This window comes from Polynucleobacter sp. MWH-UH35A, from assembly GCF_018687075.1.
GTDB lineage: Bacteria > Pseudomonadota > Gammaproteobacteria > Burkholderiales > Burkholderiaceae > Polynucleobacter.
Map to the genome: position 1 here is coordinate 691,743 of NZ_CP061285.1, position 24,856 is coordinate 716,598.

Annotated in this window: 20 protein-coding genes; 13 read left to right on the forward strand and 7 right to left on the reverse strand. The window is 47.1% G+C overall.

Features of this window, described 5'->3' with window-relative positions; translation table 11 throughout:
- The first annotated feature begins 15 nt into the window (after positions 1-15).
- Together rlmB and ICV36_RS03695 are read left to right on the forward strand one after the other, a co-directional pair.
- Entirely contained in the window at positions 16-771 is a 756-nt protein-coding gene (rlmB, locus tag ICV36_RS03690; protein WP_215401205.1) for a 23S rRNA (guanosine(2251)-2'-O)-methyltransferase RlmB, read from the forward strand.
- A 39-nt stretch (positions 772-810) separates the two neighbouring features.
- On the forward strand, positions 811-996 hold the full coding sequence (locus ICV36_RS03695) for a DUF2892 domain-containing protein (protein WP_215401206.1): 186 nt from the start codon (positions 811-813) through the stop codon (positions 994-996).
- Here the strand turns inward: ICV36_RS03695 and tal are convergent, their stop codons facing one another.
- Positions 997-1,974, reverse strand: a complete 978-nt coding sequence (tal, locus tag ICV36_RS03700; RefSeq protein ID WP_215401207.1) for a transaldolase — start codon at positions 1,972-1,974, stop codon at positions 997-999.
- A 96-nt stretch (positions 1,975-2,070) separates the two neighbouring features.
- Between tal and rpiA the strand changes: the two genes are divergently transcribed.
- Positions 2,071-2,781 carry a ribose-5-phosphate isomerase RpiA gene (rpiA, locus tag ICV36_RS03705; RefSeq protein WP_215401208.1) on the forward strand — a complete coding sequence of 237 codons (711 nt, stop codon included), beginning with the start codon at positions 2,071-2,073 and terminating at the stop codon, positions 2,779-2,781.
- A 255-nt stretch (positions 2,782-3,036) separates the two neighbouring features.
- Here the strand turns inward: rpiA and ICV36_RS03710 are convergent, their stop codons facing one another.
- Complete coding sequence (locus tag ICV36_RS03710; protein ID WP_215401209.1) at positions 3,037-3,309, reverse strand: oxidative damage protection protein; 273 nt, start codon at positions 3,307-3,309, stop codon at positions 3,037-3,039.
- A 41-nt stretch (positions 3,310-3,350) separates the two neighbouring features.
- On the reverse strand, positions 3,351-4,715 hold the full coding sequence (argA, locus tag ICV36_RS03715; protein WP_215401210.1) for an amino-acid N-acetyltransferase: 1,365 nt from the start codon (positions 4,713-4,715) through the stop codon (positions 3,351-3,353).
- 17 nt (positions 4,716-4,732) lie between these two features.
- Between argA and hrpA the strand changes: the two genes are divergently transcribed.
- The 10 genes from hrpA to xth all read left to right on the forward strand — a co-directional run bounded on the left by hrpA (position 4,733) and on the right by xth (position 18,538).
- Positions 4,733-8,830: an ATP-dependent RNA helicase HrpA gene (gene hrpA / locus ICV36_RS03720; RefSeq protein ID WP_371743210.1), complete on the forward strand. Its 4,098-nt coding sequence runs from the start codon at positions 4,733-4,735 to the stop codon at positions 8,828-8,830.
- Positions 8,831-8,888: 58 nt separating this feature from the next.
- Positions 8,889-9,926 (forward strand): cytochrome D1 domain-containing protein, encoded by a 1,038-nt coding sequence (locus tag ICV36_RS03725; RefSeq protein WP_251375073.1) that lies wholly within the window; start codon positions 8,889-8,891, stop codon positions 9,924-9,926.
- Between the two features lie 8 nt (positions 9,927-9,934).
- Positions 9,935-10,723, forward strand: coding sequence for a polysaccharide deacetylase family protein (locus tag ICV36_RS03730; protein WP_371743211.1), 789 nt, complete (start codon positions 9,935-9,937; stop codon positions 10,721-10,723).
- Positions 10,724-10,726: 3 nt separating this feature from the next.
- The gene (locus ICV36_RS03735; protein WP_215401212.1) at positions 10,727-11,713 is read left to right on the forward strand and encodes a sterol desaturase family protein; all 987 of its coding nucleotides are present in this window, start codon (positions 10,727-10,729) and stop codon (positions 11,711-11,713) included.
- A gap of 14 nt (positions 11,714-11,727) precedes the next feature.
- The gene (locus ICV36_RS03740; protein ID WP_215401213.1) at positions 11,728-12,597 is read left to right on the forward strand and encodes an EI24 domain-containing protein; all 870 of its coding nucleotides are present in this window, start codon (positions 11,728-11,730) and stop codon (positions 12,595-12,597) included.
- A 28-nt stretch (positions 12,598-12,625) separates the two neighbouring features.
- Positions 12,626-13,480 carry a molybdopterin-binding protein gene (locus tag ICV36_RS03745; RefSeq protein ID WP_215401551.1) on the forward strand — a complete coding sequence of 285 codons (855 nt, stop codon included), beginning with the start codon at positions 12,626-12,628 and terminating at the stop codon, positions 13,478-13,480.
- Positions 13,481-13,685: 205 nt separating this feature from the next.
- A complete protein-coding gene (gene glnA, locus ICV36_RS03750; RefSeq protein WP_215401214.1) occupies positions 13,686-15,101 on the forward strand; it encodes a type I glutamate--ammonia ligase in 1,416 nt (471 codons plus the stop codon).
- A gap of 14 nt (positions 15,102-15,115) precedes the next feature.
- A complete protein-coding gene (gene glnL / locus ICV36_RS03755; RefSeq protein WP_256438092.1) occupies positions 15,116-16,249 on the forward strand; it encodes a nitrogen regulation protein NR(II) in 1,134 nt (377 codons plus the stop codon).
- Positions 16,246-17,697 carry a nitrogen regulation protein NR(I) gene (gene ntrC, locus ICV36_RS03760; protein ID WP_215401216.1) on the forward strand — a complete coding sequence of 484 codons (1,452 nt, stop codon included), beginning with the start codon at positions 16,246-16,248 and terminating at the stop codon, positions 17,695-17,697. Before glnL ends, ntrC begins: the two co-directional genes overlap by 4 nt.
- Positions 17,690-18,538 (forward strand): exodeoxyribonuclease III, encoded by an 849-nt coding sequence (xth, locus tag ICV36_RS03765; protein WP_215401217.1) that lies wholly within the window; start codon positions 17,690-17,692, stop codon positions 18,536-18,538. The genes ntrC and xth overlap by 8 nt, the downstream gene beginning before the upstream one ends.
- 6 nt (positions 18,539-18,544) lie before the next feature.
- Here the strand turns inward: xth and ICV36_RS03770 are convergent, their stop codons facing one another.
- The 4 genes from ICV36_RS03770 to ICV36_RS03785 form a co-directional block, all read right to left on the reverse strand.
- Entirely contained in the window at positions 18,545-20,683 is a 2,139-nt protein-coding gene (locus ICV36_RS03770) for a M3 family metallopeptidase (RefSeq protein ID WP_215401218.1), read from the reverse strand.
- Between the two features lie 68 nt (positions 20,684-20,751).
- Entirely contained in the window at positions 20,752-21,606 is an 855-nt protein-coding gene (gene folD / locus ICV36_RS03775; protein ID WP_215401219.1) for a bifunctional methylenetetrahydrofolate dehydrogenase/methenyltetrahydrofolate cyclohydrolase FolD, read from the reverse strand.
- Positions 21,607-21,632: 26 nt separating this feature from the next.
- Positions 21,633-22,280, reverse strand: coding sequence for a response regulator transcription factor (locus tag ICV36_RS03780; protein ID WP_215401221.1), 648 nt, complete (start codon positions 22,278-22,280; stop codon positions 21,633-21,635).
- Positions 22,281-22,315: 35 nt separating this feature from the next.
- Positions 22,316-24,841 carry a PAS domain-containing sensor histidine kinase gene (locus tag ICV36_RS03785; RefSeq protein ID WP_215401223.1) on the reverse strand — a complete coding sequence of 842 codons (2,526 nt, stop codon included), beginning with the start codon at positions 24,839-24,841 and terminating at the stop codon, positions 22,316-22,318.
- Between the last annotated feature and the right edge of the window lie 15 nt (positions 24,842-24,856).

Below are 24,856 nucleotides of genomic sequence, written 5' to 3' on the forward strand. Positions count from 1 at the left end.
GGATGAAGTAGATAGATGAAGCAAATACTAGTTGGTTTTCATGCAGTACAAGCGCGCTTAAGGGTAGATCCAGACAGCCTAAAATCCGTGTACTTTGACCCCAGTCGGCGTGATAGACGGATGGGGGATTTTTTAAAGCAAGCCGAAGAGATTTTAGGTGAGCGTTTGCATGCGGCTGATGCTGAGCGCTTGCATAAGTTAACTGGCCATGATCGCCATCAAGGTGTAGTTGCTTTGGCTGAAAAAATGACGGTTGCTCGAACCATTTCTGAGGTGGTTGAGGATGTAGAGGGCGCTCAAGAGAAGCCACTATTTCTAGTATTAGATGGCGTAACGGATCCGCATAACTTTGGTGCCTGCCTTCGTGTGGCGGATGGCGCTGGTGTTGACGCTGTCGTAATTCCGAAAGATCGCTCTGCCTCGATTAATGCTACGGTAAGCAAGGTATCCAGTGGCGCTTCGGAAGTAATGCCAGTGATTACGGTGACTAATCTTGTTCGTAGCATGAAAGAAATGCAAGAAGCAGGTGTTTGGCTCATTGGCACCGATGATGAGGCGACCAAATCGATCTATGACATTGATCTCACAGGCTCTATTGGCATTGTGATGGGGGCCGAAGGCGAGGGTATGCGTCGTCTTACCAAGGAAAACTGTGATGAACTCGTCCGCATCCCAATGCAAGGCGTCGTTTCTAGTTTGAATGTCTCTGTTGCAAGTGGCGTATGCTTGTATGAGGCATTAAGACAGCGCTTGGCTAAAGTAACCAAGTAAGTTAACCAAGTAGCAACCTACTAAACCAAGGAGTTTCATATGAAATGCAATATTGGACACACTGACCGCGTTCTGCGAATGACAGTTGGTGTCACGCTAATGGGTTTAGCTGGTTTTGGTATCACTGGCCCTTGGGCTTGGATAGGGGTTATCCCACTCTTAACCGGAATGATCGGCAATTGCCCAGCCTATTCAATACTGGGTATTAATACTGGTAAAAAGTAGTTACTTAGCCAGTAATGCTTCCAACTTCTCGGTATCTACGCAGAAGTTTCGAATTCCCTCAGCCAATTTCTCCGTTGCCATCGCATCATTGTTCAGTTGCAGGCGGAAATTCGATTCGTCGAGCTTCAATTGTGTAATGCCTTCTGCTTGTAATGCCGCTTTGGCGTTAGCGGGATCGAGTTTTTTCTCAACAGGTGCATTGCCATTTTGAAGTTCAGCCAATAGTTCTGGGCTAATGGTTAATAGATCGCAACCGGCTAACTCTAATATCTGACTGGTATTGCGAAAACTAGCGCCCATGATCTCGGTAGGAATACCAAAGTGTTTGTAGTAATGAAATATTCTCTTCACTGATGTGACGCCTGGATCATTTGCGCCGCCATTATTAGCATCGCTCCAGTTGCTGCCTAGCTTTGCTTTATTCCAATCGGTAATACGACCGACAAACGGAGAGATCAGTTTGGCATTCGCCGCTCCGCAAGCTGCAGCTTGAATAAGCGAAAAGAGCAGAGTCATATTGCAATGGATGCCTTGTGCTTCTAATTCTTTTGCAGCGGCAATACCTTCCCATGTACCAGCTAATTTAATCAGAATACGTTGGCGATCAATGCCATGAGATTCATATAAGGCAATTAAATGTTTGGCCTTAGCCACTGTGCCCCTGGTGTCGAAAGAGAGTCTGGCATCTACTTCGGTCGAAACGCGACCTGGAACGATTTTTAAAATCTCTAGGCCGAAAGCAACCAAAATGTAATCAACTAAGTCTGTTGGGTGCATGCCTGGATGCGCTGCTTTTACAGATTGCACCAAAGCTTGGTAATTGCTTTGCTGAGCAGCCTTCAAAATCAGCGAGGGGTTAGTAGTTGCATCCTGGGGCCGAAACGCTTGCATGCGCTCAAAATCGCCTGTATCAGCTACGACCGTAGTGAGATTCTTTAGTTGGTCTAGCTGACTTTGTGCCGAGGTAGTAGTATTCATGGGCTTGCTCAATACTCGTAAGTTTTTTTTGAATATCATATGATAGATGGATTATTACTTCATTCCAACAAAGGCATAAGGGCGCTCAGCAGGTATATGAATCAAGATCAATTAAAGCAAATGGTGGGCGAGGCGGCTCGGGATGAAGTTCTCAAATTGCCTGCGGGGCAGATTTTGGGGGTAGGTACAGGCTCGACTGCCAACTGCTTCATTGATGCACTAGCTCCGCATAAGGATCATTTTGCTGGCACGGTATCGAGCTCCAATGCTACTACTGAGCGCTTACTCAAACATGGCTTTAAAGTGCTTGATCCCAACGATGTCCAAGGTCTTCCTGCATATGTCGATGGCGCAGATGAAATTGATCCTGCTGGCCACATGATTAAAGGTGGGGGTGGAGCACTCACGAGAGAAAAGATTATTGCTTCTATGGCAAAACAATTTATTTGTATTTGCGATTCATCTAAGCAGGTGCCTGTGCTGGGTAATTTTGCATTACCAGTTGAAATCATTCCGCTAGCTAAAGGTATTGTGAGTAGGGAGTTAGAGAAGTTTGGCGGCAAAGTGACACTGCGTTTAGCTAAAAGCACTCGCGCCGATCTCAATCAAACACCGAGCGAGCCATTTGTGACGGATAACGGTGGCTGGATCTTGGATGTTGCGGGATTGAAGATTGCCGACCCCTTGAAGATGGAGGCGCAAATTAATCAAATCGCTGGCGTTATTACCGTTGGTTTATTCGCCAAAGAAAAAGCCAATATATTGCTGGTGAGTAATGCTGCTGGCGTGGAACGCATAGCTCTCTAAACATAGCATGGATATTCAGATATTAAAAAACCCGACGGGGCATCCCCATCGGGTTTGTTTGCCATGGTATGCATGGCACAGGCTCTCGGAAGGTATTTAGTTCCTTAGCCTATAAGTACATAGATGTACTTATTGAGAGTGGCTTTCGCCAATGCAGTGGGGCACCATAACTGCCTCACCACGATCTCATCCTATGCCTGTGATTTAGGGATGTCAACACCCCAAATTCATCATTAATCAAAAGCTAATGAATATTTACTCTGCTGGAGGTACGTAACCTTGTGCCGTATCTGCGCCGCCTTCAAAGAAGTACTTTTCTACTTGCTTTAAGAGGTATTGGCGTGCGCGTGGGTCAGCCATATTGAGGCGGTTTTCATTAATCAGCATGGTTTGCTGCTTTAACCAGGCGGCCCAAGCTTCTTTGGAAACTTGATTCCAAATCTTTTTACCAAGTTCGCCTGGAAGTGGGGCGAAATCCAAGCCCTCAGCCTCTTTGTTAAGTTTGATGCATTGAACCATGCGTGCCATCTGTAATGCCTTTCTTGTATTTCTGAAGTTGCCGAGACTACTTATAGATCTTTAGTGAGAACCATGGACTTGCGGTCCCAGTTATAAATTTGTTTTCTTTCTACGGGCAAATCATCAACGGATGCCCGTTTAAAGCCACGCTTTAAGAACCAATGCTCAGTTCTGGTGGTGAGAACAAATAATTTTTTGATACCTTCTTGTTTGGCACGCATCTCTATCCGCTTGAGCAGGCGCTCGCCATCTCCCGATCCCTGTACATCTGGATCAACCGCGAGGCAGGCCAATTCGCCAACACCATTGGGAAATGGAAAAAGAGCGGCGCAACCGAAGAGTACTCGGTCATGCTCAATGACGGAGAAGCGTTGAATATCGCGCTCGATAACATCCTGGCCACGTGCCGCCAAAATACCTTCTTCCTCCAAAGGCATAGTCAGTTGCAGAATGCCGCCAACGTCATCTTGATTGGCTTCGCGCAGGTTCTCAATATCGGAAGAAGCAAGCATCATGCCAATACCATCATGGGTAAAGAGCTCTTCTAAAAGAGCGCCATCCTGGTTGCAGGGCAGGAAGTGAACGCGGCTCACGCCAGCACGAATTGCTCTACCAGCAGTATTTAGCAGGCCCTTCATGCCAAGGTCCATATCTTTATTTTGCGCTACATATTCTTGAAGCTGCGGCATGGAGAGTTCGGTGATGAAGTCTCCCTCAGCGTCTTTTAGGCCGTCATATGGACTTAAGAATATGAGCTTGTCTGCCTTCAGGGCGGCGGCAGTTGAGGCAGCCACATCTTCGTAGGCAAGATTGAATGCCTGTCCCGTTGGCGAAAAACCTAAAGGTGAAAGCAACACAATCTTATTGCTATCTAAAGATTGTCTAATAGAGCCAGAGTCAACTTTACGAACCAAGCCCGTATGAATGTAATCGGTACCCTCGACAACGCCAACAGGCATAGCAGTGATGAAGTTGCCAGAGATAACAGAGATACGAGATCCTGCCATTGGGGTGTTAGGTAAACCACGGCTAAATGCGGCTTCAATATCAAGGCGCAACTCACCAGCAGCTTCTTTCACGCACTCCAAGGCGGCGGCATCGGTAATCCGATAGCTGTGCATCGCACTCTTGCCGAACTTGCTTTTGATCTTACGGAGCATGAGCTGCTCTTCAATCTGTGGGCGTATGCCGTGAACCAACACAATCCGCATACCCATGGCATGGAGCATGGCGATATCTTCAATGAGGTTCTCAAGACCGGCTTCTTGGACAAGCTCGCCTGCGAATGCAATCACAAAGGTCTTCTCGCGGAAGCTATGAATATAAGGCGCAACATCGCGCAACCACCCCACAAAAGGGAAGTTGGAGGTCGTTTCTTCAGCCAAAGAGGCCTGGTTCGGTGCATTTGTCGGCATAGTGAGAAAATTATAGGGTGCAAGAGCCTATAAACCAACAAAAACCCAAAGCAATCCCCAAGCCTGTGTCTGCTTCCAACACCTCGCGCAAGCCAGACATTCGCTTTCCGGAGGAATTGCCGGTCTCTGGTCAGCGTCAACTGATCAAGGATGCCCTACAGAGCCACCAGGTAGTGATAGTTTGTGGTGAGACGGGTTCAGGGAAGACGACCCAGCTTCCGAAGATCTGCTTAGATCTGGGGCGAGGCACGATTAATGGTGGCAAGCTGATTGGCCACACCCAACCCCGCCGAATAGCGGCAACAGCTACTGCCAAAAGAATTGCCCAAGAGCTTGGTTCACCTATTGGTCAGGATGTTGGTTATCAAGTACGCTTTGCTGATAAGACTAGCAATACTGCTTCTATCAAGTTAATGACAGACGGTATTCTGCTCGCTGAGACGCAACGAGATCCTCAGCTGCGCGCTTATGACACGATCATTATTGATGAGGCCCATGAGCGTAGTCTGAATATTGATTTCTTATTGGGGTATCTGAGGCAACTCCTCCCTAAGCGACCCGATCTGAAGTTGATCATTACATCAGCAACGATTGATGCCCAGCGTTTTGCAGAACACTTTGCTATCAATGGCAAAGTGGCGCCAGTCATTGAGGTGAGTGGAAGACTATTTCCTGTAGAGCAGCGTTATGCACCATTAGAACCAGACGCGAATTCAGGCAATAAGTTAGATGGAAAAAAAGAATCCAAGGCTGCAAAAGAAATTCCAGATGCCGTAACAGAAGCGATAACGAACCTATGGCGAGAAGGTGCAGCCGGCGCTGGGGATGTTTTGGTGTTCTTGCCAGGTGAGCGTGAGATACGAGACTGTGCTGAGGCATTGCGCAAAGACCATCTACTACAACAACGCTTTCATCCGGAGATTCTGAGTTTATTTGCACGTCAGTCGGTTGCTGAGCAAGAGAGAGTGTTTAGTCTGGGTAATGGACGCAGAATCATTCTGACTACCAACGTTGCAGAGACCTCATTAACCGTTCCCAATATTCGATACGTGATTGATAGTGGTTTAGCAAGAGTAAAACGTTATTCCTACCGTAATAAGGTAGAGCAGCTCCAAATTGAGTCTATTTCTCAAGCAGCCGCCAATCAAAGGGCGGGTCGCTGCGGTCGTGTGTCGGATGGCATTTGTGTGCGCCTATACAGCGAGCAAGATTATCTAGCTCGTCCTCAATTTACTGACCCAGAAATATTACGTAGCTCACTAGCTGCTGTATTGCTACGTATGAGCTCATTGCGTTTGCCCAAGATTCAACACTTTCCATTTATTGATAAGCCACTAGGAAGGGCAATTGCTGATGGTGTGCAATTGCTTGATGAGTTGGGAGCAATTGAATTTGATGAATCTGAACCTGTCGACACTAAGGATGCCAGTAAAGACATTAATAACAACTTCAAATTGACTGCTATAGGTAAGCAGTTGGCGGATTTACCACTAGATCCTCGGATTGGCAGAATGTTGCTTGCTGCAAAAGAGCAGAGTGCTCTGAAGGAAGTAACCATTATTGCTTCTGCATTAGCCACTCAAGACCCTCGCGACCGACCTATGGATCAGGCGGGTGCCGCAGATCAAGCGCACCTCCAGTTTGCGGATGAGCGCTCCGATTTTCTGAGTTTTGTAAAGCTGTGGAATTGGTATCAAGACGCTTTGCAACATAAGCACAGCAATCGTCAACTGGAGACCCTTTGTAAGAGTAAATTTCTGTCACCGCGTCGCTTGCGCGAGTGGCGTGATGTACATGGTCAACTCCATACGATGCTGGGTGAGAAGGGGTGGAGGGAAAATGGTTTGGCGGCAACATATGAACAGGTTCACCTGTCGTTACTGACGGGTTTGCTTGGATATGTTGCCAAAAAAGAAGAGGATGAAAAATCCCAAGATCGCAATAGCAAGACAGGTGGTTATATTGGAGCGCGTGGTATTCGTCCATTTATCTGGCCCGGTTCTACTATCGGTAAAAAAGCAGGTGCCTGGATTCTGGCTGGTGAGTTGCAAGAAACGAATCGTATGTATGCCAGAACCATTGCGAAAATTGAGCCGCAGTGGGTTGAGCGGGTTGCTGCACATCGACTCATCAAGTCCTTAAGTGATCCCTTTTGGGATAACCGTCAGGGTGAGGTGATGGCATTTGAGCGAGGCACTTTATATGGTCTGCCCATATACCATGGTCGTCGCGTACGCTATGAGCCACATAACCCTGAAGAAGCGCGCGAGTTATTTATTCGCCAAGCACTTGTCCAAGAAGAAATGTTTGGGCGCATGGACACTCCCGCACTCCAGCGGGAAACAGAAACGGATGCGAAGAAAAAATACCCTAATGCGTTTGGTTTCTTCTGGCATAACCGTCGACTGATCAAAGAGATTGAAGCGCTAGAGCATCGATCACGCCGTCCTGATGTATTGGTGGACGATGATTTGCTATTTGCTTTTTATGACTCTCGCATTCCTAAGGGCGTTTGTAGTCGAGAAGGTCTTAAAGCATCGCTGACGAAAAACGGTAAAGAAGATAACAATCAAGGAAGCGATTTAGATAGTCAACTTCGCCTAGAGAAGGCGGACTTGATGCGTCATGAGGCGGCGGGCATTACCGTCGATCGCTATCCGAAAACCATGCTAGTGGGCGCTGCACAGCTGAGTCTTACGTACCACTTCGAGCCAGGCAGCCCAAAAGATGGTGTGACTCTGGTTGTTCCATTAACCCAACTCAATCAAGTCGATGGACGTCGCTGCGAATGGTTGGTGCCTGGCATGTGTGAAGAAAAGGTATTGCTGCTACTCAAATCCTTGCCGCAGAAATTAAGGCGCCACTGTGTGCCACTCCCGGATTGCGCTAAGTCTTTCCTTGAACGTAAGTTGGAAGAGAAGCAATTTGGTGTTGGCGACTTTTTAGATAGCTTGATTAGCGATATTCGTAAAGAACGTGGCTTGGAGATTAAGCGTACCGACTTTAGGCCGGAGTCACTACCTTTGCATTCCTCGATGAACTTCCGTTTGATTGATGAGCATGGGCGACAACTGGAGGTAGAGCGCAACCTGGCTCGCTTACGCTCAGAGTATGGCCAGACTGCCCGTAGTGCCTTCCAAGCGATTGCCCAAGAAGCGGCTCAGGTCGAGTTAGGTGTAGAGCCGCCAGTAGGTAGGTCTAATGTCAATGGCGGTGTCAGCCCTTCAAATGCCACACGCAAGGTCGAGCAAGGCGGTTATCGCACTTGGGAGTTTGGAGAACTACCAGAAACTCTGGAGATTCAAAAAGGCAATAAGACCTTATTTGGCTATCCCGCCTTAGTGGATCGTATTGATTATTGTGACCTAGAAGTATTTGATGACTTAGCAGAGGCCCGCAAACAACATGCCTTAGGCTTGCGACGCTTGTTTGCTCTGAATAACAAGGACACACTCAAGGCATTACAAAAGCAGTTGCCAGGAATCCGCGAACTCGGCTTGTTATTTATTAATGTGGGATCAGTAGATGGATTGATAGAGCAGATTCTTCATATCGCTCTTGAACGTGCATTTATGACCGAGCCGCTTCCAGTAAATGCGGAGCAATTTACAGAGCGACTTCAAGCCGGTAAGCCACGGTTAGCACTGATTGCCCAGGAGATCTCACGCCATGCATTAAACGCATTACAGGCTTATGCGGATTTACAGAAAAAGGTTGCCAGTGCGAAAGCGGCATCACCAACGGCTTATGCCGATATTCAGACGCAGATGCAGGGATTAATTTTCCCAAAGTTTGTCGCAGAAATACCCTATGCCCAGTTAGTACATGTGCCGCGGTATTTAAAAGCCATTGCCATGCGGATAGATAAATTGCGCTCTAATCCGAGTCGCGATGCCCAGTGTCAAAAAGACTGGGAATCCGTTGCCCGGCCATGGCAAAAGCTAATGCAGGGTAATAAGGGTTCCGCTTCTTATGTAATGACTGAAGACCAGGCTTTGATCGACTTCCGCTGGCAGTTAGAAGAGTTGAGGGTGGCCTTGTATGCTCAAGAGCTTAAAACGCCAACCCCGATGTCTCTTAAGCGCCTTGAAAAGGTTTTGGCAAGTTTGCGCTAGGTCAAATCCGTTGAGCCAGAGAGGTCATTTAGACCCCTCGATTGCTTACAATGGAGGCATGTATACATTTATCAAAATTAGAGGTTTTCGCATACTTGCGGACTTCGCGCTATTGTCTCTACTTGTAGTCAATCAGCACGCTTTTGCTCAGGCGGCTAATCCAGCAATTCCGGCATCTTCTGCAAATCAACCTAAATTGGCAGTGATTCTGAATTCTGGCGAAGCATCAGTCAGTTTGATTGACATGACAACGCGTCAAGTAATGAAAACGGTTCCGGTTGGGAAGGAGCCGCATCACTTGATGATTACGCCGGATCAAAAAACGTTATTGATTGCAAACGCCGCTGGCAATGATGTTGTTTTGATGAATCCCACTACTGGTGAATTGACTGGCAAGATTCCTAACATCATCGATCCATACCAAATTGGTTATTCACCTAATCACAAGTGGTTTATAGCAAATGGCAATCGCTTGGATCGTGTTGATATATACGCAGCCAACGGTGCTGATCTGAAATTAGCTAAGACTGTGAAATTAGCCAAGACACCTAGTCATATTGCTTTTACATCCGATAGCAAGATTGCATTTATCACGCTGCAGGATTCGAGTGAGCTTGCTGCGATTGATCTCGAGACACAAAATGTATTGTGGGTAATGCCTACAGGTAAAGTTCCGGCTGGTTTATGGATGACGCCAGGCGACCAATACCTGCTGGTGGGTATCACTGGCGAAGACTATGTACAAGTGATTGACTGGAAAACCCGTAAAGAAGTGAAGCGCATTCCAACAGGTAAAGGTGCACACAACTTCCGTCCTTTGGGGGACAAGAAACATGTATTTGTAAGTAACCGTATTGCTTCCACCATCAGCCTGATTAATATGCAAACCTTAGAGAAGGTGGGTGATATTACCGGTCTTCCAGCAGGTCCTGACGATATGGAAATTACCCCTGACGGTAAAACGCTCTGGGTCACTTTCCGCTTTTCGAAGAAGGTAGGTGTGATTGATATTCCTTCGATGAAGTTGATCGCTGTGATTCCAGTAGGCAAGTCTCCACATGGCGTGTTCTTTACTCCAAGGGCTGGATGGGAGTAAACCTCATAATGAAGTGCATGAGTAATAAAACTTTCATGTGTACTGCAGCCGCGCTTTTGCTCGGCTGTTTTTCATTAGGCGCCTTGGCTCAATCTGCTGAGTGCAACAAGAAGGTTTACCTCACTTTTGATACAGGCAATATGTCAGTAGCAGAAAAGGTTGCTGAGATTCTGAAGCGACAAAACGTCAAAGCCACTTTTTTCTTGGCGAATGAGAAAACCTTTCGTGGCGACTTTTCTTTAGATGATTCTTGGAAGGCCTATTGGCAAGAACGTGTTAAAGAAGGTCATCATTTTGGCAGTCATACCTATGACCATACGTATTTTGTGAAAGACGGTCCGAAGGGTGAAGTATTTGAAAAGCCTCAATTTGGTCCTAAGGCGGGTATGACCATTCTCTATAACGAAGCAGCGATGTGTAAAGAGATTCGCCGAGTGGATCAGCGGTTTCAGGAGCTTACCGAGCACCCGTTACAAAAGATTTGGCGTGCCCCAGGCGGTAAAACATCACCGACTTTGATTCGGATGGGGGATATGTGCGGCTATCAGCACATTGGTTGGGCCCCTGCTGGTTTCTTGGGGGATGAGCTAAATTCTGATAAATATCCCAACAGCAGTCTTTTGGATAAAGCGAGTCGCAATCTAGCGGATGGAGATATCACCATGGCCCACCTGGGTATTTGGTCTAGAAAAGACCCTTGGGCGCCAGCTGTTTTAGAGCAGCTTATTGTGAACTTGAAGGGGCGAGGGTTTTGCTTTGGACTGCTGCCCAAAAATTCCGCAAATCCGTCAAAATAAGTCATGGATTTCAACACTATTAACTCCTTTGTTGCGAACATTTACGCCAGTGTTCAGGAGTTTCTATTCTCCAATGTTGTAGGTCCGGTTCTGTATCAATTTGATCTGATGTCTTGGGCTGAGGATGTATTTGATGGCATTGATTGGTTTTTGTTTGGTTGTATTCAAATTTTCTTAATCATCGTTGTCCTCAGAACCTGGGAGCGACTTGCCCCAGCGGAAAAGCAGGAGCGCTTTGCAAAATCGACCAGGGCAGATATTTTCTATACGCTATTTCATCGCTTGGGGATTTTTCACGGGCTGATCTTTGTTGCATTATCTGGATTTTTCTTTGAGATCGATTCCATCTTGCATGATTTTCGCTTTGGTCGACTCAATGTCGAGTCGTGGTGGCCAGGGGTGAGCTCAATTCCGATGATCAGTTTCCTGATCTACTTGGTGCTGTTGGATTTCGTGGACTATCTTTACCACCGTGCTTCGCATATATTTAATTGGTGGTGGCAGTTGCATGCCTTGCATCATAGTCAAACGGTTATGACTGCTTGGTCTGACAATCGCAACCACATTCTTGATGACATCATGCGCGCCACTTTCATGGCTTTCTTTGCCTTGCTGTTTGGTGTATCACCAGGTCAGTTCATTATGTTGATTGCTCTAAGTCAATTTATTCAGAGTTGGCAGCATGCCAATATCAAGGTCCATTTAGGTTCAGCTAAATATTTCCTGATTTCTCCTATGTTTCATCGCATGCATCATGCGGTTGGGTATGGTCATGAGGCTAAAGGCAAGCCTGGTGTTCTAGGGGGTTGTAATTTTGGTATTTTGTTTCCATGGTGGGACATGCTTTTTGGAACTGCCGTATTTCCTAAAGAGGCCTATCCTACGGGTGTAAGAGGTTTATCGGTTTCGGAAAATATCTTCGCTCAACAATGGCAAGGTCTAGTCCGTGCTATCAAAGAATTTAAGCCTAAGAAGACTAGCGGTCATTAGGCAATAGGAGTTGTATGGTCGGATTGCAGCAGGTATTTAAATCTTTTGGAATGGCTTTGGTTGGAACTATGCACCCGCGCATACTCTGGCTAAGCTTAAGACCATTTCTGATTGTCTCTGTTTTATGGGGATGCCTTATTTGGCTCTTCTGGACGCCAGCACTGGAGGCTTTAAGCGTCTTCCTAACAACCTCTATCTTCACTAGTTGGATACAGGAGGGGCTCGTGTGGGCTGGCTTTGATAATGCCAGAGCGTGGATTGCGCCACTATTTTTTGTCATGCTGATCATTCCTTTAATTACGATTAGCTTATTGGTTTTTATTGCCTTCTCGACAGTGCCTGCAATTGTGAAGATTGCTGCGAGGCAAGCCCATTTTCAAGATCTTGAATGCAAGCAGGGCGGCGGCTTCTTTGGGAGTCTGATGTATAGCCTATGGTCTGCATTAATTTGTTTAGCTTTAGTCATGTTGACCTTGCCCGTTTGGTGGGTGCCCCCATTGGTGGCGGTATTGCCGCCATTGTTATGGGGTTGGCTAACCATGAGGTTGATGTCATACGATGTTCTTGCAAAACATGCGAGTGCTGAAGAGCGTGATCTTCTGCTTGAAAAATATCGCTGGCCATTACTCTGTATGGGGATTGCATCCGGAATGTTGGGCGCGGTGCCCACTTTCTTTTGGGCAACTTCTGCCTTGGCTTTGGTGCTGTTCCCGATCGTGAGCTTTATCGCGCTCTGGATTTATTCTCTAATCTTTGTGTTTGCTGCTTTATGGTTTAGCTACTTCTTGTTGGATGCCCTCAAGCAGTTGCGAGAAGACGAGCTGGACAAAGCGCTTACTGTGCAATCGCGTGTGGTTGATATGGAACTTCCGCATCATCGTTAATGCGATAGCCAATGAAATGAGTGATGCAATGAAAAAAGTTGAAATTGATGAACCAAAAGATGCAGTAGCCGTGGCGCAGCGTCGCTTTGGTTTAATTGTTATTGGCGATGAAATCTTGTCAGGGCGTCGTCAAGACAAGCACATGAGCAAGTTGATTGAGCTTCTGAATGAGCGCGGTCTTAGTCTTGCTTGGGCTAAGTATGTTGCGGATGATCCTGAGCAAATTACTGCTACGCTGAAAGAAAGTTTTGCGAGCGGAGATGTCGTTTTTAGCACCGGTGGTATTGGCGCGACTCCAGATGATCACACACGTCAATGTGCAGCACTTGCACTTGGCACCAAAACCGAATTACATCCAACTGCACAAGAGCTCATCGCTGGGCGTATTCAGTCAATGGCAGAGGGCGATCCGATGAAGGCGGATTTAAACACTCCCGAGAATCAACATCGCTTCAAGATGGGGGAGTTCCCCATTGGCAGTGACATCATTCCCAATCCCTACAACCAGATACCTGGATTTCGAATTCGAGAGCATCACTTTGTTCCAGGTTTCCCGGTCATGGCTGCGCCGATGATGGCTTGGTGTTTGGATACTCACTACAAGGATCTCTTTCATCAAGAGAACTGGGCTGAGCAAAGTTTCATTGTGCCTAAGGGCATTGAATCAACCTTGACCCCCTTAATGGAGCGTATAGAGGCGAATTTTCCTGGGGTGAAGGTCTTTAGTCTGCCGTCGGTAGGGGATGCCTCAAAGGGCGGTGTATACGCCCAGCGCCACATTGAATTGGGCATTAAAGGCAACGCCAATCTTCTGGAAAGTGCTTGGATTGCCTTAAGAACGGGCACCCAAGAGCTGGGTTACGAAATCCACGATATCAGCTGATCCTATTTGCACTAAAAAGGTGCAAATAGGGGTATTTGAGCTTATATGAGGGGTATTTGGGCACTTAAACAGTGCAATAATGAGAGTTCCCATTTGTTTGCTTCAGTAAATTACATACATCCATTAGGCATGTTTGATGCCTGGAATAAACAAGGGTGTATGCCTTAAGTTTTGATTCCGAATTTAGTTAATAGAGGAGATTTGCATGACGAAGACCGTCGCTGATGTGATGAAGTTAGTTAAAGAGAAAGAATGTACTTTCGTTGATTTCCGCTTTGTGGATACAAAGGGTAAAGAACAGCACACGACAGTTCCTATCTCTGCTTTTGACGAAGACAAGTTTGAGAGTGGTCATGCATTTGACGGCTCCTCTATCGCTGGCTGGAAGGGTATTGAAGCATCTGACATGCTGCTCAAACCAGATCCAACAGCTGCTTACATCGACCCATTCTATGAAGAGCCAACTTTGGTGTTGACTTGCGACGTAATCGAGCCAGCTGATGGCAAGGGTTATGACCGTGACCCACGTTCTATTGCTAAGCGCGCTGAAGCGTACTTAAAGAGCACAGGTATTGGTGATGCTGCTTACTTTGGCCCAGAGCCAGAGTTCTTTATTTTTGACGGCGTTCGTTGGGGCGCTGACATGCAGGGTTGCTTCGTGAAGATTGATTCCGAAGAGGCTCCATGGTCTTCAGGTGCTGAGATCGAAGGTGGCAATACTGGTCACCGTCCAGGTAAAAAAGGCGGCTACTTCCCAGTTGCTCCTGTAGATACATTCCAAGATATGCGCTCTGAAATGTGCTTGATTCTTGAATCATTGGGCATTCCAGTTGAAGTGCATCACCATGAAGTTGCTGGCCAAGGCCAAAACGAATTGGGCACTAAGTTCAGCACATTGGTACAGCGCGCTGACTGGACTATCTGGCAGAAATACGTCATTCAAAACGTTGCTCATGCTTACGGCAAAACAGCAACATTCATGCCTAAGCCAGTAGTTGGCGATAACGGTTCTGGTATGCACGTTCACCAATCTATTTGGAAAAACGGCGAGAACTTGTTTGCTGGTAACGGCTACGCAGGTTTGTCAGAATTCGCATTGTTCTACATTGGCGGCATCATCAAGCACGCTAAGGCATTGAATGCGATTACTAACCCAGGTACAAACTCATACAAGCGTTTGGTTCCTGGCTTTGAGGCTCCTGTGAAGTTGGCCTACTCAGCACGTAACCGTTCTGCTTCTATCCGTATTCCGCACGTTCCAAGCCCTAAGGGTCGTCGTATCGAAACACGCTTCCCAGATCCATTGGCTAACCCATACCTCTGCTTCTCAGCATTGATGATGGCTGGTTTAGATGGTGTGCAGAACAAGATTCATCCGGGCGAAGCTGCTGACAAGAACTTGTATGACTTGCCACCAGAAGAAGATGCAAAGATCCCAACCGTTTGCGCAAGCTTGGAAGAGGCATTGGATGCGTTGAGGAAAGATCACGAGTTCTTGACTCGCGGTGGTGTATTCACTGAATCCATGATTGATGCATATATCAATTTGAAGATGGAAGATGTCACACGTTTCCGTATGACAACACATCCGATCGAATTTGATATGTACTACTCCCTGTAAGCGAAGGAGAGAACTTGAGCGCAGATCTGTTGCGCAATTCGTTCAAGGGAGCAGCTTCGGCTGCTCCTTTTTTTCCGACATTGCTTGATCAGATGCCTAATGCCATCGTGGTATTCGGGGCTGAGAACCAACAATTGGTGTATGTGAACCCAGCCGCCGAGTCGGCTTTGGATCTTTCACGTAAATCACTTGAAGGCCAGTCTGTGCATAATTTGTTTGGCAATAACGATGCATTGAATGTCATGATTAGTGAGGTTAAGCAAGGGCATGTTTTGGCGCAGCGCCAAGAGATGATTCTGCATTCCTTGCCCGGAAGTATTCATCAAGATTCTATGCCCGCACATGTTGTGATTGCATCTCTAGAAGATCCCGCCCTCATCATGATGGAGTGGTTTCCGATCGATCAGCAACTGCGCAGTGAGCGCGATGAGCGCGTGACGCAGCAAGTAGAAGCCAATAAGCAGTTAATGCGCAATTTGGCGCATGAGATTAAAAACCCTCTAGGCGGCATACGTGGGGCAGCCCAACTACTAGAGTTTGAATTGCCTGATAAAGGCTTGCGTGAATATACGCAAGTCATCATTAAAGAGTCCGATCGCCTCCAAACCTTGGTTGATCGTCTCTTGGCCCCGCATCGCAAAGCGCATGTGATGGAGTCATTTAATGTGCATGAGGCTTTAGAGCGCGTGCGTAGTTTGGTTCTAGCTGAGTTTCCAAAGGGACTCAAAATTATTCGCAATTACGACACCAGCCTTCCCGATGTATTGGGAGACCGTGAGCAGTTGATTCAGGCAACCCTAAACATTGTTCATAATGCAGCGCAAGCACTGAGCGAAGAAATTAAGAGTGGTATTGCTCAAATTGAGTTAAAGACCCGTGTGGCACGCTCTGTCACGATTGCTAAACATCGCTATAAATTGGCGATGGACTTGCATGTGATTGATAACGGCCCAGGCATCCCCAAAGAAATTATTGAACGCATCTTCTTTCCCCTGGTTTCAGGCAGGGAGGGCGGTAGCGGTTTGGGTCTTACCTTAGCGCAAACCTTTGTTCAACAACACCAGGGATCTATTGCTTGCAATAGTCGTCCTGGTTGCACCGATTTTCATATTCAAATTCCATACCGTAGGCAGGAGAAAGCATCATGAAACCAATTTGGATCGTCGACGATGATCAATCCATTCGTTGGGTCTTAGAAAAAGCCTTAGCGCGCGAGAATATCCCGCACAAGAGCTTCTCGAATCCGAACGATGTCTTGAATGCTTTAGAAAAAGAATCTCCACAGGTACTGATTTCAGACATTCGTATGCCGCGTGGTAATGGCTTGGATTTATTGCAGCACGTAAAAGCCAGTCATCCCAATTTGCCAGTCATCATCATGACTGCTTATTCTGATTTGGATTCAGCGGTCTCCTCTTTTCAGGGTGGTGCCTTTGAATATCTCACAAAACCATTTGATGTAGAAAAAGCGATTGAATTAATTCATCGTGCAGTAGAGCAGGGCATTCGCAATGACTCCGGTGCCAAAGAGCTGACAGCATGGCGGCAGGATGCAACCGAGATTATTGGGCAAGCACCTGCCATGCAGGAAATCTTTCGTGCGATTGGGCGCTTAGCGCAAACCAATGCCACTGTACTCATCACGGGTGAATCAGGTACAGGTAAAGAGTTGGTCGCCCATGCTTTGCATAAGCATAGCCCTTGCGCTAAAGGTCCATTTGTCTCATTGAGCACCTCTGCTGTGCCAAAAGACTTATTGGAATCTGAGTTGTTTGGTCACGAGCGTGGCGCTTTTCCTGGTGCGCAAACTTTACGTCGTGGTCGCTTTGAGCAGGCTGATGGTGGCACACTATTCTTAGGTGAAGTAGGTGATTTACCGTTTGATTTGCAAACCCGTTTGTTGCGAGTTTTGTCTGATGGTCATTTTTATCGCATTGGCGGACAAGATCCAATTAAGGCCAACGTTCGCATTATTGCCTCCACTCATCAAAATCTCGATGCACGAGTGGCTGCGGGACTCTTTCGTGAAGATTTATTACACCGTTTAAATGTCATTCGTTTGCGTATGCCTTCATTGCGCGAGCGTAGTGAGGATATCCCGATGTTGGCTCGGCACTTTATGCTCAGTTGCGCCAAGTCCTTAGGTGTAGATCCTAAAAAGCTGTCTGATGAAGTCTTAAAAGAAATTAGTGCAATGCCATTTCCAGGTAACGTGCGCCAATTGGAGAACTTGTGTCATTGGCTTACTGTGATGACGCCTGCAAACGTGATCGGCGTTAGCGATCTTCCTACAGACATCGTTGCACAAGCTAGTGAGCAACCTATCATTATTCCTGGAGAGTCCTCGCCGAGTAGTCCGGTTGCCACTAAGCCTGCCGCAGGTGATTGGGAGAGTGGTCTTGGTCGCTTGGCTGTCAAGATGTTGCAAGATGGTGACAAAGAGGTGTTTGACGCATTGACTGCGCGTTTTGAAAAAGCGGTGCTGCAAGCTGCTCTAGAGGTTACGCGCGGCAGAAGGGTGGAGGCCGCACAACGCCTTGGCATTGGCCGCAACACTATTACTCGCAAGTTGCAAGAATTAGGTATTGATGACTGATTCAGTAAGAATTGCGGCGTGGAATGTGAACTCCTTAAAAGTTCGCCTTCCACAAGTCCTTCGCTGGTTGCAGGATCAGGAAAAAAAGCAGCAGCCTATTGATGCGCTCTGTTTACAAGAACTCAAGCTCACAGATGATAAGTATCCCCATCAAGAGCTGGAGAATGCTGGTTACCTTAGCCTAGCAGCTGGTCAAAAAACTTATAACGGTGTAGCGATCATCTTGCGCAAAGCAGCGCTTGCGCCAATCGCATCTGATCCAGACACGGCATTCTTAAAGCCTGTCAGAAATATTCCCAACCATGAAGACGACCAGCAGCGTATTTTGGCAGCAACGGTTTGTTTTGCTGGTACACAACCGATGAGATTGGTTTCAGCCTACTTTCCGAATGGCCAAGCACCGGGCAGCGATAAATTTATCTATAAGCTGGGTTGGCTCAAAGCCTTGCAGAGGTGGTTGGGTGAAGAGTTGGAACAAAATAGTCGCCTGGCTTTGTTAGGCGACTTTAATATTGCCCCAGCAGATGAAGATGTCCATGATCCCAAAGCGTGGGAAGGGCAGAATTTGGTATCTCCACCAGAGCGTGAAGCATTTCAGGAGCTTATTAAGCTTGGGCTCCACGATTCATTTCGAATGTTTGAGCAAGCACCTAAATCCTTTAGCTGGTGGGACTACCGCATGATGGGTTTCAGAAGAAACGCTGGTATGCGGATCGATCATATCTTGCTCAGTGAAGCGCTCAAAGAAAAGTGCAGTGCAAGCTCAGTAGATAAAGAACCTAGAACCTGGGAGCAGCCATCCGATCATGCCCCGGTAGTAGCTACGGTCAAAAAAGCCTAAGGTGGGCTAAGTTAATCCGCCATGCCGTAATAAGGCATCAATACTGGGCTCTCTACCTCTAAATGCTTTGAAGGATTCAGCTGCAGGACGACTGCCGCCAACTTCCAAAATCTCTTGACGATAACGAATGCCGGTTTTTTCATCCAGAACGCTACCCGTGAGCTTTGCTGCCTCTTCAAAGGCAGAGTAAACGTCTGCCGATAAGACTTCTGCCCACTTATAGCTGTAGTAGCCTGCAGCATAACCGCCGGCAAAGATATGGCTAAAGGTGTTAATCCAGCGTGAGATTTTGGGTTGCGGGATGACATTGAATTGATCGGCAATTTCTCGCGAGAGCTCCAGCACTGCTTGGCCTTGGGCATTTTTGGCATCAAAGCCAGCATGAAGGCGCCAATCAGTTAATGACATCACAATTTGACGCAATGTCATATAGCCGTTTTGGAAGTTCTTCGCAGCTAAGATTTTTTCATAGAGTGCACGCGGTAATGGTTCGCCAGTTTCAGCATGGGCAGTCATTTTTTCTAAGACTTCCCATTCCCAGCAAAAGTTTTCCATAAATTGACTTGGCAACTCAACCGCATCCCACTCAACTCCATTAATGCCAGAAACTCCCAAAGCACTTACTTGCGTTAAGAGGTGATGCAAGCCATGACCACTCTCATGGAAAAGGGTGATCACATCATCATGCGTAATGGTGGGCTGACGTAATACGCCATTCACCTTTACTGGTGGCGCAAAGTTACAGACTAAGTAGGCAACCGGTATTTGAATCTCACCATTTGGCAATACTCTGCGACCACGGGCATCGTCCATCCAAGCGCCGCCACGCTTTCCTGGGCGGGCATACGGATCTAAATAAAAATATGCCACGATATTACCCTTGGCATTCTTGACGGAGAAGGATTGCACATCAGCATGCCAAGTAGGCAAGTTGGCCGCCTCAATCTTAACGCCAAACAAAGTCTGAATCACTTGGAAGAGGCCGTCCAATACTTTTGGTAGGGGGAAGTATTGCTTGAGCTCATTCTCGGAAAATGAATAACGTTCTTGCTTTAATCGCTCAGAAGCAAAGGCAATATCCCATGGTTCCAAGCCATCGGCAATCGATAGTTCGGTTTTGGCAAATTCAGAAAGTTCTTGCCAGTCCTTGAGTGCAAATGGTTTTGCTTTTTGGGCGAAATTCGTTAAGAAGGAATCCACTTCATCAACACTCTTGGCCATTTTGGGCGCCAAACTCAGTGCGGCATAGTTTTTGAATCCCAGCATCCGTGCTTCTTCATCCCGCAGCCTGAGTTGTTCAAGCATGTTTTGCGTGTTGTCCCAATCTATCTTGCCCTTGGCGTACTGTGGAGCCAGCTCAGATGCTCGGGTGACATAAGCTTCATACATTAGGCGACGCAGTTCACGATTCTCGGAATACTGCATGATTGGGTAATAGGATGGAAAGTGCAGAGTAAATGCCCAACCCTTGAGATTCTTCTGTTGCGCAGTATCTGCAGCGGCAGCAATGGCATCTTCGGGTAGGCCGACTAGTTCAGTTTTATCCGTCACCAAATGGGTAAAGCCATCAGTAGCATCCAATACATGATCTGAGAAGGCTTTGCTGAGTGTGGCTTGCTCATCCTGAATTTCAGAAAACCGAGGTTTATTAGCATCACTAAGCTCTGCGCCACCCAAGCGAAAATCCCGTAAGGAATTCTCAATCACTTTTTTCTGTGCAGCACTCAGTTTTGCAAAGTCAGGAGATTTGCTGAGTTCCTTAAATTTCTTGTAGAGGTCTAAGTTCTGACCTAGACTCGAAAAGAAGGCGGTGACCTTTGGCAGCATTTCTCCATAAGCGGCGCGCAACTCTGGCGTATCAGCAACACTATTAAGATGAGAAATCACACCCCAAGATCTTCCTAAAGATTCGGTGGCATCTTCTAATGGTTCTGCAAGCGCATCCCAATTAGAAGGAGTGTTTGGATTGACTGCCACATCTACTGCGTCTTGTGCGTGCTTAAGTAAATGCTCAATCGCTGGTGCGATATGTTCTGGTTTCACCTCTGAGTAGGCTGCAATGCCGCGCCCAAAAGTCAGCAGGGGATTGTTTTGTAATTCGGCGGGGAGAGTGCTAGTCGGGGTGGAGGGTGAGGATGTAGTCATCCCTCTAGCTTAATCGACCGGGAGTACTTTTGCCAAAAATCCCGATCAATTCCTCATGGCAATATCAGTTAATGCTTGGCTGCCTTTTCGGCTGCCTCCAGAGTGTTCATGAGAAGCATCGTGATTGTCATTGGGCCAACTCCGCCAGGAACTGGGGTAATCCAGCCAGCGACATACTTGGCGGCATCGAAATCTACATCACCACACAGCTTCCCATCGGGGAGTCGATTAATGCCGACATCAATGACTACAGCCCCGTTTTTGACCATATCACCAGAGATCATTTTGGGCTTTCCGGTAGCTACCACCAAGATATCCGCATCCTTAGTGTGGTGTGCTAAATCTCGAGTCTTGCTATTACATATAGTGACAGTGGCGCCCGCTTGCAATAACAACATGGCCATGGGCTTGCCGACAATATTCGAAGCGCCAACAATCACTGCACGTGCACCCCGAATTGGGTATTCAATACTCTCTAAAATTTTCATGCAACCATATGGAGTGCATGGTTTGAATTCTGGTTGGCCAACCATCAGCGCGCCAGCATTGGCAACATGAAAGCCATCCACATCTTTCTCTGGGGCAATCGCTTCAAGTACGGGTTCTGAGGCAATATGCTCTGGCAATGGCAGTTGCACCAAGATTCCATGAATAGCAGGATCTGCATTCAGGGTGGCAATGCGAGCAAGTAACTCTTCTTCACCTAAGTCAGCAGAGTAGCGCTCTAACACAGAATGAAAGCCAACATCTTCGCAAGCCTTGACCTTGTTGCGCACATATACCGCACTAGCAGGGTTGTCGCCAACCACAATCACTGCCAAACCCGGTCTAGCGCCTTTGGCGGTAACAATAGCGCCACGAGCAGCAATCTCAGTGCGCAGTTTTTTTGAAAGGGCGTTTCCGTCTAGTAATTGAGCTGGCATGGAAAACTTCAGTAATTGCTCAGTGATTAATTGGGCTGAGGATCAGATAAAGCCAGGCGGAGCAGGTCTGCGACGGTATTGACGTTGAGTTTTTCCATGATATTCGCACGATGGGCTTCCACAGTCTTAATAGATATACCAAGGTCATCTGCAATTTGTTTATTTAGGCGACCAGCCACAATGCGCTCTAGAACTTGACGCTCACGACCCGTCAACTTGCTAAGCAAGCTTTGGGTGATTTTGCGTTGATTGGCTTGTGAGTAGTCAACGCGTGCTTTCGCAAGCATGCGATCTACTAAGCCACAAAGATCATTTTCTTTAAAAGGTTTTTCGATGAAGTCCACTGCGCCTCGTTTCATAGTGGATACCGCCATAGAAACATCGCCGTGACCAGTAATGAAAGCAACTGGCATTGGCAAGTTTTCGCTGGTAAGGCGCTCTTGTAATTCAAGTCCTGACATGCCGGGCATACGCACGTCTAAAATGGCGCATGAGATAGTGGACTTATCGGTACTCTGTAAGGACTGTAAAAAGCGTTCAGCGCTAGCATGGCAACGAACAACATAGCCATTGCTTTCTAGTAGCCATGTAAGTGAGTCTCTAACAGCTTCATCATCATCAACCACATAAACAACTTCAGCTTGATTAGGTTTTGCAGTAGCGCTTAAGTTCATATCAGTTCTCGCGAGGTAATTCTTTAAGTTCGGTGTTAAACATGACTCTTGGTTTCGGGGGATTCCAAGGGTAGAAGTATTGTAAAGGTGCAGCCAGCCAGCCTAGTCTGTTCCGAGTCCTGGACGTTGGTGGCCCAAAGCCTGCCGTGGTGAGATTCAATAATAGAACGACAAATATTCAGCCCCATGCCCATTCCATCGGATTTTGTGCTGAAAAATGGCTCAAAAATGCGTTCCAGAGCATTTTCTGCGATGCCACCCCCAGCGTCGGTAACCTGAATGCGGAGCATCGCCGGGAAAATACTGGTATCTAAATCGGTCCTGATTCGAACCGGGGGCGCCGACCAGCGGGAGGAGAGGGGGTAAGCCTCGCGCACGCTATCAAGGGCATTTTTTAGAAGATTCACCACCACCTGCAGAATGAGGACCGGATCTAAGTTGACTACTGGCAGGTTTTCAGCGATTTCTGACTGAATACTCAAGCGGTGACGATGGGCCTCAATTTCTACTAAGCCAACCGCATCATTGATGATTTCGCCAATATTGGATTCTTTGCGCTGGGGCTCGCTGCGTTTTACAAAACCCCGAATGCGTTGAATGATGGTGCCTGCACGATGCGCTTGTTCAGAAGCCTTCTCAAGAGCGGGGAGAATTTCCTTAGATACGGTAGGATCTAAATTGCCATCTAAGCGTTTTGCTACACCCATGCAATAGTTTGAGATGGCGGATAAAGGTTGATTTAATTCATGCGCCAAGGAAGAGGCCATTTCACCCATCGTGGTGAGACGACTAGTGAACTGCATGCGCTCCTCTTGTTGGCGTGCTTGCTCTTCAGCTGCTTTACGGGCGGTGATATCGGTAGCAATCAGTAATTGGGCAAGATGTCCGTCAACCCAAGGGATGAAGCGGCGCCTTACCTCAAACCATTTATTGCTACCATCAGTCAATTGAATATCTTCAGACTCCGACTCTTGATAGAGGAATGAAGTCGGAATGCCATCGTGAATGTAATCTTGAAAGTCTTGTGCAATGTTATGCAGAGTGTCGATTTTCTTTTCTTGCTGTGCTAACTGAAAGTGGCCTTTAGAGTCATTGCCAAAATTTTCCCGATAGAAGCGGTTTGCAAAAAGGAGCTCGTCTGTCTCAAGTGATACAACGGAGACGGCAGCATCTAAACCTTCTAGAACGGTTGTGAAACGTTCTTGCGAAGCAGCCAATTCTTCACGAATCTTTTTAGGCTCAGAAATATCAATCAGTGAAGTGACCCAGCCAGTCTGTTTGCCTTTTTCGTTGATCAAGGGGGCAATAAAGGTACGTGTTTGGATTAGGGTGCCATCGCGTTTTAAGATTGCGCCCTCAATGCCGATCTTCATGCCGTCGCTGATGCCAGATTGCAAGGCTCGATTCATTTTCTCAATGAGCTCATCTCGCCTGCTGTCGGGCCAGAATGGAAACGGTGGGGTGAGACCCATTAACTCTTCGGAAGACCAGCCTGTCATTTCACAAAAAGCGCGATTCACATAGGTAATGCGCTTTTGCATATCGTGAGCACGTATGCCTACAGGAGTAGAGTTTTCCATGGCATTACGAAAGCTGGTCTCGGTACGCAAGCTAGCCTCCGCCTCTTGGCGAACCTGCATTTGTTTGAGCACGGACCAAAGGCTCCAAATAACGAATACACACAAGCCCAATACAACGCCAATCAACATCCTGAAGGTAAGGTTGGTGGGAGGAGGGTAGGTGTCAATTCGTAAAGTGATATTTGGGCTTAAAACACCGATATCTAAACTAGTCTGGTTGCTGAATGCTCTTTTGGGAGTGCCTTTATCCGAAGAGATAGCCAACACCTTTTCGTTGTCGGTGATGAGGGTAAAGCGGTAATAGGACTTGAGGTCTCCAGGGATGATGTCCAGTATGCCTTGGGTGGTGTAGAGCGCTGCCAAATAACCAACAATTTCTCCGCTAATGATGTTTGGCACCACTTGCCAAAAGACGATTTTTCTCTCCGCAGAAATCGGCTCATCACCAGGTAAGTTGAGAGAAATAAATGGGCTGAAAGCAGCTCGACTAGTGACTCTGCTGAGTTCAATTGTGGAAGCTAGGCTGGAGTTAATGAGTTGATCATTTTGGGTTTTGGTAATCCAGTCCGTCTTGTTGGTTTCAGTAGGAGCTACCCACTGACGCTGACTCAGGTTGTTGAGCCAAATGATTTTGATTACTTCATGATTGTTGCTAACTAGCTCATCTGCTTGCTCTCGCGCAATTTGCTTGAGTTTGGCCTGATCCTCACTTGCTGCTACTTCTCGGTTGATCGTTGTCAGTGCATCAAGATTGCTAGCAAAGCGCGTTTGAATCCGTTGCTTAGCAAACGAGAGCTCTCTGAATAGCGCGGCCTCTTGCTGATTCTTTTCTTGTAAATGCAGCGTCCCCAAAATAATGCCCATGACTGCTGTGAAGAGAACAATGGCGAGTAGAGGGGTGTAAACCAGCCTAAATCCGCGTATTTTGCGGAACCACTGAATCGGGCTAAGGATTAATCTGGAAAGGGCTGTTTTTTTCATGAACACCGATCATTT